This is a genomic window from Ellagibacter sp. (genome assembly GCF_048412355.1).
In the GTDB taxonomy this organism is placed as follows: Bacteria; Actinomycetota; Coriobacteriia; order Coriobacteriales; family Eggerthellaceae; genus Ellagibacter.
In genome coordinates, this window is the sequence record NZ_DBFSAP010000047.1 from 68643 (window position 1) to 84091 (window position 15449).

Annotated in this window: 15 protein-coding genes; 3 read left to right on the plus strand and 12 right to left on the minus strand. The window is 52.9% G+C overall.

The features are described 5' to 3' along the window. Positions 1-17 precede the first annotated feature (17 nt). Complete coding sequence (locus ACMRQN_RS07060; RefSeq protein ID WP_418734412.1) at positions 18-2927, minus strand: helicase C-terminal domain-containing protein; 2910 nt, start codon at positions 2925-2927, stop codon at positions 18-20. Between the two features lie 100 nt (positions 2928-3027). Between ACMRQN_RS07060 and ACMRQN_RS07065 the strand changes: the two genes are divergently transcribed. Then, positions 3028-3651, plus strand: a complete 624-nt coding sequence (locus tag ACMRQN_RS07065; RefSeq protein ID WP_418734391.1) for a hypothetical protein — start codon at positions 3028-3030, stop codon at positions 3649-3651. Positions 3652-3739: 88 nt separating this feature from the next. Here the strand turns inward: ACMRQN_RS07065 and ACMRQN_RS07070 are convergent, their stop codons facing one another. Next, positions 3740-4696 (minus strand): D-alanine--D-alanine ligase family protein, encoded by a 957-nt coding sequence (locus ACMRQN_RS07070; RefSeq protein ID WP_418734392.1) that lies wholly within the window; start codon positions 4694-4696, stop codon positions 3740-3742. A gap of 56 nt (positions 4697-4752) precedes the next feature. Between ACMRQN_RS07070 and rlmN the strand changes: the two genes are divergently transcribed. After that, the gene (gene rlmN / locus ACMRQN_RS07075) at positions 4753-5799 is read left to right on the plus strand and encodes a 23S rRNA (adenine(2503)-C(2))-methyltransferase RlmN (protein ID WP_418734393.1); all 1047 of its coding nucleotides are present in this window, start codon (positions 4753-4755) and stop codon (positions 5797-5799) included. Between the two features lie 310 nt (positions 5800-6109). Further along, the gene (locus ACMRQN_RS07080; protein ID WP_418734394.1) at positions 6110-6748 is read left to right on the plus strand and encodes a hypothetical protein; all 639 of its coding nucleotides are present in this window, start codon (positions 6110-6112) and stop codon (positions 6746-6748) included. A 227-nt stretch (positions 6749-6975) separates the two neighbouring features. On the opposite strand, the gene ACMRQN_RS07085 is transcribed toward ACMRQN_RS07080, so the two are convergent. The 10 genes from ACMRQN_RS07085 to ACMRQN_RS07130 form a co-directional block, all read right to left on the minus strand. Next, positions 6976-8073 carry a ParB/RepB/Spo0J family partition protein gene (locus ACMRQN_RS07085; protein WP_418734395.1) on the minus strand — a complete coding sequence of 366 codons (1098 nt, stop codon included), beginning with the start codon at positions 8071-8073 and terminating at the stop codon, positions 6976-6978. Then, a complete protein-coding gene (locus ACMRQN_RS07090; RefSeq protein ID WP_418734396.1) occupies positions 8066-9055 on the minus strand; it encodes a ParA family protein in 990 nt (329 codons plus the stop codon). Before ACMRQN_RS07090 ends, ACMRQN_RS07085 begins: the two co-directional genes overlap by 8 nt. 79 nt (positions 9056-9134) lie before the next feature. After that, positions 9135-9779 (minus strand): 16S rRNA (guanine(527)-N(7))-methyltransferase RsmG, encoded by a 645-nt coding sequence (gene rsmG / locus ACMRQN_RS07095; protein ID WP_418734397.1) that lies wholly within the window; start codon positions 9777-9779, stop codon positions 9135-9137. Positions 9780-9843: 64 nt separating this feature from the next. Then, entirely contained in the window at positions 9844-10335 is a 492-nt protein-coding gene (locus tag ACMRQN_RS07100) for a protein jag (RefSeq protein WP_418734398.1), read from the minus strand. 29 nt (positions 10336-10364) lie between these two features. Beyond that, positions 10365-11138 (minus strand): YidC/Oxa1 family membrane protein insertase, encoded by a 774-nt coding sequence (locus ACMRQN_RS07105; RefSeq protein ID WP_418734399.1) that lies wholly within the window; start codon positions 11136-11138, stop codon positions 10365-10367. Between the two features lie 30 nt (positions 11139-11168). Beyond that, the gene (yidD, locus tag ACMRQN_RS07110; protein WP_418734413.1) at positions 11169-11402 is read right to left on the minus strand and encodes a membrane protein insertion efficiency factor YidD; all 234 of its coding nucleotides are present in this window, start codon (positions 11400-11402) and stop codon (positions 11169-11171) included. A gap of 11 nt (positions 11403-11413) precedes the next feature. Continuing rightward, positions 11414-11767, minus strand: a complete 354-nt coding sequence (rnpA, locus tag ACMRQN_RS07115; protein WP_277013224.1) for a ribonuclease P protein component — start codon at positions 11765-11767, stop codon at positions 11414-11416. 12 nt (positions 11768-11779) lie between these two features. Next, positions 11780-11914, minus strand: coding sequence for a 50S ribosomal protein L34 (gene rpmH, locus ACMRQN_RS07120; protein ID WP_158049978.1), 135 nt, complete (start codon positions 11912-11914; stop codon positions 11780-11782). Positions 11915-12447: 533 nt separating this feature from the next. Then, positions 12448-14052 carry a chromosomal replication initiator protein DnaA gene (gene dnaA, locus ACMRQN_RS07125; protein WP_418734400.1) on the minus strand — a complete coding sequence of 535 codons (1605 nt, stop codon included), beginning with the start codon at positions 14050-14052 and terminating at the stop codon, positions 12448-12450. 106 nt (positions 14053-14158) lie between these two features. After that, entirely contained in the window at positions 14159-15232 is a 1074-nt protein-coding gene (locus ACMRQN_RS07130) for an ATP-binding protein (RefSeq protein WP_418734401.1), read from the minus strand. Positions 15233-15449 lie beyond the last annotated feature (217 nt).

Sequence of the window (15449 nt, forward strand, 5' to 3'; positions counted from 1 at the left end):
TGTTTCACGTGAAACATCTACTCGTTTGCTGCCGCAAGTCGAGCGATGATCTCGTCGATGGTGCACACTTCTATCGTTTTGCTCGGAAGCGAGCGGAGAAACACCTTCCCATAGCTCTTCGTTATCAAGCGCTTGTCAGCCAAGATGAGAACACCCTTATCGGAAGCCTTCCTGATAAGCCTTCCCGCTGCTTGTTTCGTCTCGAGCACTGCCTGGGGCAGCGAGTAATGGCTCCATGCGTGGTCGTCGCGCGTGGCTCTTTCGCACGAGAGCGGGTCGGTCGGCTTTGAAAACGGCAGCTTAGGAATGATCACACCGCGAAGGGTCGATCCCGGCGCATCGAATCCTTCCCAAAAACTTTTCAACGCAAAGAGTGAAAGATGCCTGTCTTTGATGAAATCATCACGAAGACCTTTAACGGAAACTCCCCATTTCTGACAAACGAGGCGCAGATCCTCTTCTTTGAGGACAGGTTGAACGACGTCGAAGCACTTCTCCATTTCGCGCCGGTTTGTGAACAGCGTCAACATCGACCCCTGCTGCGCGATATGCGTACCAACCAAAAGCCGTTCGAGGGCCTCGAGATAATGCGGGTCGGAAGGCTCTGGAATGTCGTTTGCCACATATACCGTCATATTCTTGTCGAAGTCGTAGCTCGAATCAAGCTGACAGGTGCGCGCACGCGTATCCTCGCCTGCATTCAGCCCCATCGCGTTTTCGAAAGAAGTGAAATCCCCGTCGATGGACAGCGTTGCAGAAGCGAACACGACCGATTTCGTCTGCGAGTACAGCTTGTCTTCAAGAGCCTCTCCCACATTGACGACAAGCGCCTCCAGCTTATCCGTCTGCTTGTCCTTCTTTCGGCACAGCTCCGCAGCGTAAGCGTAGCTGTCAGACTTCTCGCCGAAGATCACCTCGACTGCTCCCACGAGGTCTTTCAAATCCATCGCTACAGAGGCGATTTCGCGCTGGGGTTCCGCCGCACCCTCGATGTTCTCAAGATAGCCGACGAGCTCCTGACTGCAGGTAATCGCCTTTTCCGCGCTTACCTGCATAGCCTTTGCAAGCGTTCTCAACGAACCGAACGTCTCTGAAGCCCGAATATCATCGTTGAGCCACAACTCCGTGCGGTCATAGCTTCGACTGCGCTTATTCGGGTCGAAGTACAGCAAATCCTTGATGTGAGGGGCAAATTCATGGGCTGCCGCAGCAAACATGTCACCTGCAGACTTCACCTTGCCAATCAACCCCTCGAACAGCGTCGCTCCATCGTTTTTAAGAGAGGAACTCAACTTCCTTTCAACACGGGCATAGACATTGCGACTCTCGCCGCTGGCAACTTTTTGCGCAAGTCGAGTGACATCTTCCGCTGCAATCTCCAGCGAGAAGGCGCGGCGAGCTTCCGCCTCGGCACCGTGAGCCTCATCGATGATCCAATGGCGAACGGGCGGGAGCAGACCGTTATCAGCGGCCGCATCGCAGAACAGCAGCGTATGATTTGTGACCACAACATCCGCCGTTTCGGCAAAGCGACGAGCGCCATGCACGAAACACGTTGTTCCATAGAAGGGACATTTACGGCGAAGACAGTCATGGCTCGTGGTCGTCACTGCTCGGCGAGGCACCACGCGATAATCCATTTTCAAACTGTCCATATCGTCATAATCGGTCTGATCGATAAACGACAGCAGCGCGCCCAGAGAAGGAGCCTGGGAATGCTCCGTGCCCTGAACATCAACCATCTTGACGCCTTCTTTTACGAAGCGGTTGACCTTTTTCAGGCATGGGTAATGGGAAAAGCCCTTCAGCGGGGCGTACGTGACGTCGCCAAGCGACTGGGCAAGTGCGGGAAGCTCATGATAGACCAGCTGGTCGAGCAGGGCATTCGTCTTCGTCGCAACACCAATGGCGATGTTGTTCTTCTTCGCCATGAGAACCGCAGGGAGCAAATACGCCATCGACTTTCCAACGCCGGTGCCTGCCTCGACTATGAGATTCTCGGAAGCTTCGAGGGCCGCACGAACTTCTTGAGCCATCGCGAGCTGCTCTTCACGGGGATCAAAATCAACATAAAGCTTTCCCACAATCCCCGTCGGAGAAAATGCTTGAGCAATATCCTCCGCAGTCGGATATTCCATCGTTTGAATCATCTTCGCATCGATACGAGGTCTCCGCTCATACGAGGTCATGCTTTTATGGCGGAGTTCCTTAAGGGAAAACGGCTTTGCCTCCGGCTGGGCAAAATGCTGGAACACCACTGCTGTGTTCCATTGCTCCACCGGTGCGAGAAGCGCGATGCATTTCACCAAGGCCGGCGGCATCTCGTACACCGCCGCAAGCAAGATTCGAAACAGCGCGCACGTCGCTGCAACGTCGTCATCCGCGCGGTGCGTTGACGTCGGCGCCCCAAAAGCCTTCACTAAATCGATAAGGCGATGCGACCTCATACGAGGAAGCGCAATGCGCGCCAGATCGAGCGAGTCAATCCAAATGTTGTCCAAAAGCGGGTATCCACTCGGATGGCGAGTTGTAAACGTGCGGTCAAACTCAGCGTTGTGGGCGACCATCTTCGCATCTCGCGCAAACTCGACAAGCCCCGCGAGTGCCTCATCCGGCGAAGGTGCGTCCGCTACATCTTCATCATGGATGTTCGTCAAATGAGCGACATCATCGGGAATCGCTTTCCCCGGATTAACGAACGTCACATACCAATCAACGACCTCACCGTGTTCCATGCGCGCTGCGGCAATCTGCGTAAGCTCGTCATGGTTAAAAGAGAAGCCCGTGGTTTCGGTGTCAATTACCACGATGTTCTCGTCAAGATCGCCGAAGTCGGACTCTTTGGCCAAATCAGATAAGCGGCGGTAACGCTCACGAACTCGCTCGGGGGTTCCGTCGCTGATATATGCATCGAGATTGCTATTCATGAAACTTCTCTCGTTATTCCTCTCAATTGTTTCACGTGAAACACTCGTCAATTATAAGATAATGTTTCACGTGAAACATTATCCAGCGAAGGAAGCGCACATGGAACGTTATTTCGGCTCATATCAGAAAATCGAGCCTTCATCGAAGAAAGAGGGCGCTCTCCTTCTCAGCGCCGACAACATTATCGGCGATTCCTACGAAATCATCTTCGATGGTGATACAGCCTGGGTTAAGAATCGTTTCGGGGCGCGAGTAGGCCATTTTACCATCGATTTCTCCCGACAGCTTCGCGTCTTGAACGCTCGCGGGTGGAAATTCACCGCATTGCTCTCACTTGTCGCGTTCACACAGGAACCGGAGCCAGGCACATACTGGGCTGAAATGGCCGTATTCTGCTTCGAGCCTCAATATGAGTCTTCAATCACGGAGTTCTCAAAGAGCATCTCGTCTATGCTCGCTGAGGGAATTCGCCCCGAGATCAATCTTGGCGAACAAGCCATATCGAAGGTCATCGAGTCGAACGGCACCTGGAAGCCTGACATGCGCAGCAGCAGGCCTAAAAGCGAAAACGGCACCGTCGTGATGAAAAGCCAGCGAAAAATGAGCGAATCGCTCATCGAGAAAGGCCGTGCGGGAAACATCGGCTGCTACATCGTCAGCATTGCCTTCATCATCGTTGTCATCGCGGTAATTATCTTCGCCATCAAAACGCTGCTTTTCTAGCCTCTCTCCGCAAACAGCGCAGTGCGAACGGAATCACACTGCGCTGCCTCATGTTTGGTCAACGATCCCTCTGAAGCCCCGAAACCCTTTATCGACCGCTCCGCTCGAGCGCATACTCAATCAACATCGTGCACAGCTGGGGGAAGGGAATGCCCGCCGCTGCCGCCGCATCAGGAAGGAGCGAGGTCTCCGTCATACCAGGAATCGTGTTGGTCTCAAGTGCCCACGGTTTGCCCTCAGCATCGAGGATGAAGTCAGTGCGGGAAACGCCCTCGCACGAAAGTGCCTTATGCGCAGCGACGGCTTCCCTCTTAATCGTCTCCGCATCCTCTTCCGAAAGCTCCGCGGGGCAGATATGCTTCGAACCACCAGCAGCATACTTCGATTCAAAATCGTAAAATTCGCCTTTTTGGGCAATGATTTCGATAATGGGAAGCGCGCGCGGCTTGTCATTGCCAATGACCGCGACAGTGAACTCACGCCCTTGCACAAACTTCTCAACCACAATCTCACTGTCATGCTCGAATGCTTCGGCGACAGCCCTCTCCAGAGCTTCGCGAGTATCAACGATCGAAATCCCGATTGAGCTACCCTCAGTTGCAGGCTTAACCACCACATGGGTGCCGATTTGGGCAATAATGGAATCGATATCAAGCGAATCGTTGGACGAAATCGTCATCGAAGGAGCCGTGGGAACGCCTGCGAGACGATAAAATTCCTTGGAACGCGCCTTGTTGATAGCCGTCGCGCTCGACCATACGCCCGGACCAATATAAGGAAGGCCGATCGTCTCCAGGAAGCCCTGAATCACGCCGTCTTCCCCTTTACGACCATGCAAGCAAAGAAATGCAACGTCGAAGTTGCCATCAATCAGAGCAATCAAATCTTCTTTCTTGGCAGGATCGAAGCATTGGACAGGAAACCCCGCCTCTTGCAATGCCGTAAGGGCACCTTTTCCTGACGCAAGCGAAATTTCCCGTTCTCCGCTCGTGCCGCCGGAAAGCAATGCAACGCGGCATGTTGACGTATCGAAAGCGCTCGGCATGATATCTCCCCTTCATCGCGCGTTAATCTCTCACTTCAGTATAGCAATGACTTATAATGCCACTTATGAATACAGACATCAAAACATACGATATGCAGGGTCTTCAGCAAGCTATGAAAGAGCTGGGTCAACCTGCATTCCGCGCAAAACAAATCTATGAGTGGCTCTGGTACAAGCATGTTGACTCGTTTGATAAGATGACGAACCTCTCGCTCGCGCTGCGAGAGGAACTTGCAAGCCGATTTTCGTTGTCTACACCCAAGCTTGTAGACAAGCAGGAGTCAATCGACGGAACGCGAAAGTACGTGCTCGAGCTCTCCGATGGTGCGCTTGTCGAGACAGTCGGAATCCCCGCCGACGCCTCGCGCGAGCGACTCACCGTATGCTTCTCGACGCAGGTCGGCTGCCCTATGGAATGCGTTTTCTGCGCTACGGGCCACGAAGGGTTCACCCGCAACCTCACCATCGGCGAAATCGTCGATCAAGTTTACTTCGTCGAAGAGGACTTCGGGCGACGCGTATCGAACGTCGTCGGTATGGGGCAAGGAGAACCCTTCCTTAACTACGACAACGTGCTCGCCGCGCTGCGCATCATGAACGACAAGAAGGGCCTCAACATCGGTGCACGCCGCATTGCAATATCGACATGCGGCATGCTCGACGGCATCAAACAATTCTCGAATGAGCCCGAGCAATTCACGCTGGCAGTATCTCTCCATTCCGCGATTCAGCCGATTCGCAATGAAATCATGCCACATGTTGCGCGCCAATCCCTGAAAAGCCTGCATTCCTCTCTCGAACGCTACATCGAGAAAACAAATCGCCGCGTGACCTTCGAATATCTCCTTATCCAGGATGTCAACGACACCCAAGAGGATCTCGACGCCCTCATCAAATACTGCAGGGGGCTGCTTTGCCACGTGAATATCCTCCCTATGAACGATATCGAGGGCAGCTATTTTGTGGCGACTCCCCAAAAGACAGTCAAACACTGGCTCGATTCGCTCGAGAAACACCATATCGAGGCAACGCTTCGCTCGCCGCGCGGCTCCGATATCGCCGGCGCCTGCGGGCAGCTGAAGAACAAACAGGTCAACCAATAATTGAGCGTGAAACTCATTCCTTTAAGTTTCTCCTAGCTGATAGAAATGCCTTACTAAGGTCGTCGACAGTAGTCGGCGGCCTTTTGTTTACCCTTCGTTCTTTATGCGAAACCTAAATACTTCGCATTAAAACTGATGTTCACCCAAAACCGAGAAACCCCAAGCCTTGCTTTTGAATAATAGCCATGAGGAACCAAAAGTGCATGAAAAATGAGACTTCGCTGAATTGTTCTTTAGTTGAGTTGAAAATACGTTGTCAGGTAGCGAAATTTCAAGGGTTTATCTACCGACAAGAAGGAGTGTGGAGCTCATGAGACCTATCACCAAGACCATCGTAATCGCCGCCTCGACAATCGCCCTCTGCTTCGGCCTTACCGCCTGCGGCGGGGGCCAGTCCACCTCAAGCGACAATTCCTCATCGAACAATAGCGCTGCATCGAGCGAAAAAACGGCTCAGACCACGCAGGAAGAGAGCAAGGCAGTCGACTTCTACATGTTCAAGGGCGAGATGCCCGAAAGCTACGGGCTGACGGGTCCCAACGGCAACAGCTCCCCGCTCAACATTGTCGAATTCCGCAATATCGAGAACCCCGATAAGATTGTTGACGTCGAAATCGATGAAGGTACCGCTCAAGAGCAGTTCGACAAGGCTGCAGCAAAAGACAAATACACGGCAGGCGACGATGTCAAACTGGGCAAATACACGTGGAAGACGCTCAATTTCACTTGGAACAAACAGCCGAGCGTAGTTCTTTACACGGATATCGCCGAGGGGCTGTACGCTGAGGTAACCCTGTACGAGACGACGCTCGATGATGCCGCCGTCAAGGCCTTCCTCGAGGGTGTCGAATTTGCGACGGATTATGACGCCGCTCATAAGGCAGGCATGGACACGACCGTCGAGAAGTTTGCAGCCGACAACAACCTCACGCTTTGGGAAGCCAAGTAACAAACTCCCAAATCGCTTCTCCCGACAAGGTCGAACCTTGATCTTGCAGGGAGAACAATAGAAGAGAAGTTTTACGAGGGGTCACCGAGAAAATTCGGCGACCCCTCTTTTTACAAGCTAAATAGCGCTTTTCGATAACTTGGGGTAAAAATGAAGCTCCCTCGTCCAACCTAAGAGACGAGGGAGCTTTTTTCGACTCCATATTCAGATAAGAGGCTTATCTCGCCTTACATGTCACGAGAAGAGGTCATTTCCTTGAAGATACGCTCAAGATCTTCTTCATCCTTGAACTCGATCTCAATCTTATTCTTGCCCTTCACTGTCTTGACACGCACGTTGGTCCCGAACGTGCGGCGCAGTGATTTGGCAACCGATTTGAACGCAGCAGGCGTCGGCGTTCGCGGCGTCGACTCGGCTGAATCCTTCTTACCCGAAAGCAGGCGGGCGATTGCCTCCGTCTCGCGAACCGACAGCTTCTCATCGACAAGCTTCTGCGTCAGCTTCTCGCGCCCTTCCTTCGAGGGAATGGAGAGAATAGCGCGCGCATGACCGGCAGTGATTTTCTCCTCAAACAGCAGCTGTTGGGCGCGCTCGGGAAGATCAAGCAAACGAAGTGCATTGGCCACCGTGGAACGACCCTTGGACATCACCTGCGCGACCTCGGATTGCGTCATATTGCGGCGCTCCATAAGGCGGCGATATCCGTAAGCTTCCTCGATGGGGTTCAGATTCGAGCGCTGGATGTTCTCGATGAGCGCGAGCTCAAGCGAGTTATCATCATCAGCCTCTTTGATGCAGATGGGGATCTTCTTAAGACCGGCCATCTTGCATGCCTGCCAACGACGCTCGCCAGCGATGATCTCATACGCGTCCGTACCTGTTTTCCTCACAAGAATGGGCTGCAGAAGACCATGAGCCTCAATAGAGGACGAAAGCTCCTGAAGCTCTTCCTTCTTGAATTGGGTTCGAGGCTGATCGGGGTTCGGGCGGACCGAGTCAATGGGAACCTCATTCGTAATTTTTTCCACGACGCACGGAGAGGGCTCATGGGGAACAACCTCGCTCGCAGCTGCAGCAGCGGGAGCCTGAACGGCAGCGCGGCGCTGGACAACTCCCTTGATATGGATGTTGTCTTCAGGATAGGTCTCGTTAATTTCCTCGCGTTCGAGCACTTCCTCTTCCTCCAACCGACGCTGGGAGGGAGCGGGAATCTGAGCCGGACGAGCTGTAGGAACTGGAGCCGGGGTTGCCTTAACGGTATCCTCATACGAGCCAAGAAGAGCATCTAATCCGCGACCTAAGCCGCCTTTCGTGGATTTAGCCACGGGAAATCACTTCCTTCGCTAGATCGATATAAGACTGGGCACCTTTGCCCGTCGGGTCATACTGCGTAATCGGCTGCCCAAAGCTGGGGGCCTCGGAAAGTTTCACCGTACGCGGAATGGAGGTTTCGAAGACAATCTTTCCGAAATAACGACGTACCTCGTCGGAAACCTGCCGCGAAAGCGTCGTACGGTTGTCTGACATCGTAAGAAGGACACCGTAGATATCGAGCAACGGATTGAGGCGCGATTTGACACGTTTCATCGAATCGAGAAGTTTTGTCACACCTTCCAATGCATAGAACTCGCACTGAATGGGAATAAGTAGCTTGTCGGCAGCAACGAGTGCATTAATCGTAAGCAAGCCAAGCGAAGGCGGACAGTCGATAAATACATAATCGTAACGCCCGCGCATCGGACCGATAGCATCTTTCAATCGATTCTCGCGAGCCATCTCCGATACCAGCTCAACTTCGGCGCCTGCCAAATTGATTGTTGCTGGAACAACATCGAGTCCCTTCGACACATCGGGGATGATGATATCGGTCAGAGGAATGTCGTTAAGAAGTGCATCGTAAATGCAACGGGAAACCCTGTTCTTCTCAACACCTAAACCACTAGAGGAGTTGCCCTGCGGGTCAAGGTCGATAAGAAGAACCTGCTTTCCCATCTCTCCAAGTGCAGCCGAAAGATTGATAGCCGTCGTTGATTTTCCGACGCCGCCTTTTTGATTGATAATCGCGATAACCTTTGTCTGCCCCACAACATGGGTCACTGCCTTCTTTTCGGCGTAGGTTTTCACGGGCACAGTGCGGGACTGGTTTTCGATTTGAGGAGCAGGCTCCCTTTCGATCACCTGGTACTCCTCTTCCACCGTTTCCTCTTCGTTATCCACGGCAGGAACCGACTCAACAATCGGTTCTTTAACTTCAGTGACAGCCTGAGCTTCTTTTCTTTCACGTTTTAGACTATCGAACCAACCCACCTATGGCCCCCTTTCTTGAACTTCGATTAAGTATAGATGTTTCACGTGAAACATCCTGCAACGATTCTGCGAGAATCGGTTATTTTAAGGGACGTTTTTGAGCTAAACCCGTTTTACGAGGCAATTTCACTTCAGCATCCTTGAACTTCTGCATCACGAACATACAACGAGTCGTTTCACCATCCGACAACGTGAACGTATCTTCATGAATACACTTCAACCCCAGCTTATCCTCAAGAGAGAGCGCATGACTCCGCTCCTCATCAGAAAGATGAGATTTATAACATATAAGCAATCCGCCCTGGAAGAGGAGCGGAGAGGCAAGCTCCATCAAAGAAGGAAGCTGCGAAAGAGCGCGGGCTGTGGCAACAGCAAAATGAGAAGGCATTTCTCGACCCAAATCCTCAATACGCCCCGCATAAGTGGAAACGTTGCTGATTCCCAACTTGTCCACAATCCCCTGAATGATCGCAGTCTTCTTTTTAACCGAGTCTACAAGCAGGGTGTCTCGGCCCGTTTGCACAGCCAACGGCACCCCAGGAAATCCCCCGCCTGTGCCTAAGTCGACATAAGGCCCGTCTGGGGCCTCATTTATGTAGTTCAACCCTGAAAGCGAGTCTTCGATATGCAAGACCTCCGCACTTTCACGGGATACGATACGGGTGAGGTTGGTGGTCTCGTTCGCTACAAGTACCTCATCAAGGTAACGCTCGATGACGTCCATTTTTGCTCCTTATAACAAAAAAGCCGGGATGCTTCTCTTCGAAACATCCCGGCTTCAAGTAAGTTTAACGGGGAACGACTACCACGTGCCGGGCGCTTCCTTCGCCTTCGGAAGCGGTATCGACGCGATCATCGTCTCGAAGTGCAATGTGAACGATTCGGCGCTCGTAGGGAGTCATCGGTCGCATCTTCACGCTGCGATGTTGGCTTGCGGCTTTATTAGCAGTGGAGCGCGCGATAGACTCGAGGTTCTCGCGTTGACGGCTTTTGTATCCCTCGACGTCGACGATGACAGGATAGCGAAAGCCCATCGAACGGACGGTGATAGCGGAAACGACGAACTGCAAGGCGTCGAGCGTGCGGCCATGTCGACCGATCAGCACTGCAAGATCGTCGCCGGTGATATCGAGGATAAGCTCTCCTTCGTCACCTTCATATTCATCGATCGTCACTTCGCCAACGTTGAAATATTTCAAGATGTCCTGCAAAGCGGCAATAGCGGTATCGGCGATAGCGTCGAGCTCTTCTTCCGTGACTTCGATCTGATCTTCACTCATAGCTACTCCTCATGTTTCACGTGAAACAATTAACGCTTCTTGGTGGGACGAGGCTTCTTCACCTTGCGGGTAACGTCGATTTTCACCGGCGCAACCTCGGCGACAGCCTCTTCCTCAGCGTCCTTCTTCTTCAGGAAATGCATCGTGAGCTGCTGCTGAATAACCGCGAAGACCGAAGAAGCGCCCCAGAACAAAAGCACGCCTGCGGGAGCGGACCAAGAAATCCAGAGCATGAACAGCGACATAATGCCGGACATCATGAGCATCTGGCGTTTCTGATTCTGATCCTTGCTGTTCTTCTGCTGAAGGAGCATAGGAGCAAAGGTAACAAACGCGAAGATGAGCATGAGGATGAGGTAGGGAATAAAGGCAAGAACGCCCTCGCCCATCGCCGTTGCCGGGTTCTTCGTCAGGTCAGGTACGAGATGGTAGAACTGATACGTCATGCCTTCGGGCATACGATCGACCATGCTATAGAGCACCTGATACAGTGCAATGAAGACAGGCATCTGGATGAGCATCGGGAGGCAGCCGGCAAGCGGGTTGAACTTGGTCTCCGCGTAAAGGCGCTGCATTTCCTCGCGCTGACGAACAGGATCATCAGCAAACTTCGTCTGAATCTCTTGAAGCAGCGGCTGAACCTTCTGCATAGCGAAGTTTGCAGTCGTCGACTTGTGAACAAGCGGAGCAACGATGATGCGGAAGATGATGGTGATGATGATAATCGCCATACCCCAGTCGCCCACGCCATTGTAGAAGAACTGGATTACATCGAAGACCCAGTCCTTAATGACATCCCACATAGTATTCCCTTCTGTATACCAAAGGGAACCTTACGGAACAGGATCGTATCCGTAAGGCCCTCCCGGACGGCACTTCAAGATGCGCTTCGCAGTGAGGACAAACCCCTTTTTGAAGCCGTAGCGGCGAAACGCAATCAGAGCGTACTCCGAACACGTCGGCGTGAATCGGCAGCAGGAAGGGAATAACGGCGAGACGGCAGCACGATAGAACTTGATGAGAAGAAGAGCTAGCTTGACCGGCAGCCCCTTCAACGTACTGCGCATATCGACCATGGCTAATCCCCTTTGGCGACCAATTCTGATCCTTCGACTACCTTGGCGCATGCCGTTAGCACTTTACTATAAGAAGCGCGGGTGACGGACGACTTTGCAAGAAATATCACATCATAGCCCGCCCAAGGGCCTTGCAGATCTCGACAGATGGCGCGCATGCGGCGCTTCGCGGAGTTGCGCCATACTGCGTTGCCGTGCTTTTTCCCTGCAATAAAAGCAACACGACCCCTTAGGTCGTGTTGCACTGCCCCCTCTGTTTTCTCCGAGGCGTAGACTATCGTGAGAAAAGGAGTATGAATCCGCTTTCCTCGCGAGAACATCTCGGAGATCTCTGCGCTGGATTTAATGATATCCAACGAAAAGCCTCGCTACACGCAGAGACGCTTGCGCCCCTTGTTGCGGCGAGCCTTGAGCACGGCACGGCCGCCCTTGGTTGCCATGCGAGAACGGAAGCCATGGCACTTAGCACGCTTGCGCTTGTTCGGCTGATACGTACGTTTCATATCTCTATCCCTTTCATGATCTGTTAATTCAAGCTGGATGCAGAGTAACTTCTGAATTATATAACACAGAAGCCATCGATGAACAGAGCTTTTTAGAAAGATTTCACACTAAGCTGGCCTTTTGCTTAACCGCATGCCCGCAAGCGGAATGATGCCCTTCTTATTCTTCGCCCTTTTTCTTTGTATATATGTTTCTCTTTGTAATGATAATAAGCGCGGGGGATTGGTGAAAAAGAAGCATCTTCCCAGGTGAAATAGCTATTCTCATCCATTTCCCTCGGTAGAGAGCGTGTTCTTCTTTCCAACGTGAATTATCGCTTTCGTTATCACTCCACTTCAAACTGTCGGTTTTCTACCGATTCTTCCCCGATTCTTGAGTAGGTTTTCAAGCATGGACCGAAGCTGCCCGCCGCCCGCCATGCGCACGCGCGGTTACTCGCCTTCCCCTATTTGATCTCAAAACCACCTATTCCCCTCGCTATTAACACTATTTTGAGGGGTTTGAGCAGGCGAAAGGGGAATGGTGGATTGTTCTACAGGTCTCGAATGATCATCTTCAGCGCTTCGATTTCCTCGTTCATGTCGCGGCTTTCCTTGAGCTGCTTCTCGACGTCGCTTACTGAGTACAGCACGGTCGTGTGATCCCGATTGAATTTCTTGCCGATGTCGTTGAAGGGCAAATCAAGCATCTGGCGGCAGAGGTACATCGCGATTTTCCTTGCATAGGTGATATGACGTGGCCTTTTCTTCCCCACCATATCGCTGTGGCTGATTTTGTAATAGTTTTCCACCTCGCGTTGAATGTCGGCGACGGCCAGCCTTTTCGAGGGGCCGCCGGAGAAGTGGCTCTCGAGCACGCCGCGCACGTCGTCGAGGGTCAGGTCGGAGTTGTGAGTGAACGCCATCTGATAGATGATCTTGGTGACGGCGCTTTTCAGTTCGCGGATATTCGAGCTGGAGTTCTCGGCGATGTACATCTGAATGTCACTCGAGATGGAGAACGACGGGTCCCCTTCGCTTTCGCGGTATTCCTCGATGAAGCTTTTCACGATGCCGAGCTTCGTCTCGATTTCAGGAGGCTGGATGTCGAAGGTTCCGCCAGAGTTGAATCGGGTGATGTAGCGCTCGTCGATATCAATGTTTTTAGGTGCGCGGTCGGCGGAAAGAACAACTTGTTTTCCCTGGTCAGTCATCTTGTTGAATATTTGGAACACGATATCGAGCGTCTGTTTCTTGCCCTGGAAGTATTGCACGTCGTCGATGAGCAGCACATCGGATTCCTCGTAGCGCTGCTTGAAGTTGCGGTAGCTCGATTTTTCCTTGTCATGTGCCACCGAGGCTTCCATATAATCCGAGAGCAGCTCTGCGGAATCGACGTAGGTCACCTTCAGCTGCGGTCGCGTCTCGTTGATGTAGTTTTGGATCGCGCGCAAAAGGTGAGTTTTCCCCAGCCCGCTCTTGCCGTAGATGAAAAGCGGATTGAGATGCATCTTGCCGGGGGTTTCCGCAACATCGACGGCCATCGAGTAAGCCATTCGGTTGGAGTCGCCGATGACGAAGTTTTCGAAAGTGAGGGAGGCAGGCCCCTCCGCGCGTTTGTGAGGGGTCGCGTGCGTGGGCGGCTGCTCCTCTGCGCCACGCTCGACCAACGCCGCCTCGAAATGATTGACAAGGGTCGATCGTCGTTCTTGCTCTGGCTGGGGTTGTGCGATTTGAGACTGGTCACCCGAAGGAAAGGACGAGACGATCGTCGGTGAATATTCTTGTGCGGGGACAACGGCAGCACTTGGGGGCATTGTTGCCGGGCTCGCAGGAGCGCTCTGAGGCTCGCGGGTGGTTGTCTGAGGGTTTGGCGGCGCCACCGCGGGTGCAGCCGATGCGGCGTCTACGGCGAGGATGACGTTGAAAGGCACGTGGAAAAGATCATTCAGCGCCTGTTTGATGATTTCGAGGTAATGCTGCTCGACCCACGACTTGATGAAGTCGTTATCGGCTGTAAGCATCAGAAAACCCTCGCTCATCGCCTGGGGAACGAGGCGCGAGAAAAAGGCGTTGACCTGCGATGCGTCGACGTTGTCGTACGTCTTCACCTGTTCGCAAACGTTGTTCCAATTATGGTTGAGTTCAGAGCTGTCCATATAAGTCTCCCGAGCCTATTCGAAGTATCTGCAATTGTATACAAAAAAACGCCGCGCGTGACCGTTTCGCGCGCGGCATGCGAAGGTAATCCAGATGAAGCGTAGGCTACATTGTCTCGGCTATTTCCATGCCGAATGCCGTGAGCGTTCTCTTCTTCTGCCCAGGAACCATCTCGATGAGACCTTCCTCCTGGAGCTTCTTGAGCGTGGTGTAAACGGTTGCTTGAGGTGTGCTCGTGAGCCTGACGAGGTCGGTCACGCCAAGCGGGCCTTCGGCGAGCAGAGCGTTGAGGAATGCCTTCTCTCGCGGATTGAGGGCGGGCGCCGCGTACGAACGGGGCTGAGGCTGGGTGTAAGGCTGCTGGTAAGCGTTAACAACTGGTTGCATGACCTGGGGCGTGACCTGCTGCAGGTAAGGTTGGGCAGGTATCTGCGCATATGTGGGAACAACTTGGGGAACATACCCTTGCTGCGGGTAGTACGGCGCCACTGGTTGTTGCATGGGCTGCTGCATAGGTTGTTGTACGGGTTGCGTGGGTAGTACGGCGCCGGGGTCGATTCGTTCCGCGACGAATTGGTCCTCTTTGGGCGCGTATTTGCCCACGGGAAGCTCCACTTGCGCGCGCTCTTCGCCATCGCCGGCATCCGCCTCGCCATTCATGCTGATGGTGACAACGGTTCCCTGCCCGATGTTGTCGTCGATCGAGATGGAACCATGGGTGAAGTCCAGATAATCGCATACGATCGGAAGGCCCGACCCGACGCCGCGGATGTAGCCCTTCATCGGTTCGATCGCTGAGGAGAATCCTGGCAACTGGGCTTTCTTCTTGTCGCTGATGCCCGGTCCCTGGTCGGCGAAGCGAATGGTGTTTCCCCCATCGAGGATGGAAACGATGATTTCGGTGAAGCGAGCGTGGATGAAGTTTTCCGACACTTCGCGCACGACGGTATAGGGAATCGACCCCCCCGCTTGTTTCGCTTGATTGTAGATGGTCGACGCGAGCGCCTCGATGTAGTCGGGCGTGGATGCCGGCATTATCTCGGTCACGCGCGGCGCGCTGCGCAAATCGTCGTAAAGTGCGATTCGAGCGACCGACGTCACGAAGGTGTAATCGTAGGATCCCTCGCCTTCGGGCTGGGTCATTGGCTCGTCATGTGGGGTGTTGTTCGTTTTTTCCAAAACCGTGTTCCATTTATTCAGCGTTTTTAGTTTTATTCAGATGAATTGTAGCCTTTTTTCAACAATGAAAGAAGCCCACCTGCCCATTTCTTGGTTGAGAAAGAAAGAAATTCACTTTCGGTTGAAAGAATTGGGGAAATCTACGAGGTGCTTTCAGACTTTTTAACAATTCATTCAATAAAAGTTGAAAACTCCGAAAAAGCACGGTGGAAAACGA

What these genes read in the sequence shown, in the direction of transcription:
- ACMRQN_RS07060 (WP_418734412.1), bottom strand. Translation starts at nt 2,927, where the DNA reads ATGAATAGCAATCTCGATGCATATATCAGCGACGGAACCCCCGAGCGA.
- ACMRQN_RS07065 (WP_418734391.1), top strand. Translation starts at nt 3,028, where the DNA reads ATGGAACGTTATTTCGGCTCATATCAGAAAATCGAGCCTTCATCGAAG.
- ACMRQN_RS07070 (WP_418734392.1), bottom strand. Translation starts at nt 4,696, where the DNA reads ATGCCGAGCGCTTTCGATACGTCAACATGCCGCGTTGCATTGCTTTCC.
- rlmN (WP_418734393.1), top strand. Translation starts at nt 4,753, where the DNA reads ATGCCACTTATGAATACAGACATCAAAACATACGATATGCAGGGTCTT.
- ACMRQN_RS07080 (WP_418734394.1), top strand. Translation starts at nt 6,110, where the DNA reads ATGAGACCTATCACCAAGACCATCGTAATCGCCGCCTCGACAATCGCC.
- rsmG (WP_418734397.1), bottom strand. Translation starts at nt 9,779, where the DNA reads ATGGACGTCATCGAGCGTTACCTTGATGAGGTACTTGTAGCGAACGAG.
- ACMRQN_RS07100 (WP_418734398.1), bottom strand. Translation starts at nt 10,335, where the DNA reads ATGAGTGAAGATCAGATCGAAGTCACGGAAGAAGAGCTCGACGCTATC.
- ACMRQN_RS07105 (WP_418734399.1), bottom strand. Translation starts at nt 11,138, where the DNA reads ATGTGGGATGTCATTAAGGACTGGGTCTTCGATGTAATCCAGTTCTTC.
- yidD (WP_418734413.1), bottom strand. Translation starts at nt 11,402, where the DNA reads ATGCGCAGTACGTTGAAGGGGCTGCCGGTCAAGCTAGCTCTTCTTCTC.
- rpmH (WP_158049978.1), bottom strand. Translation starts at nt 11,914, where the DNA reads ATGAAACGTACGTATCAGCCGAACAAGCGCAAGCGTGCTAAGTGCCAT.
- dnaA (WP_418734400.1), bottom strand. Translation starts at nt 14,052, where the DNA reads ATGGACAGCTCTGAACTCAACCATAATTGGAACAACGTTTGCGAACAG.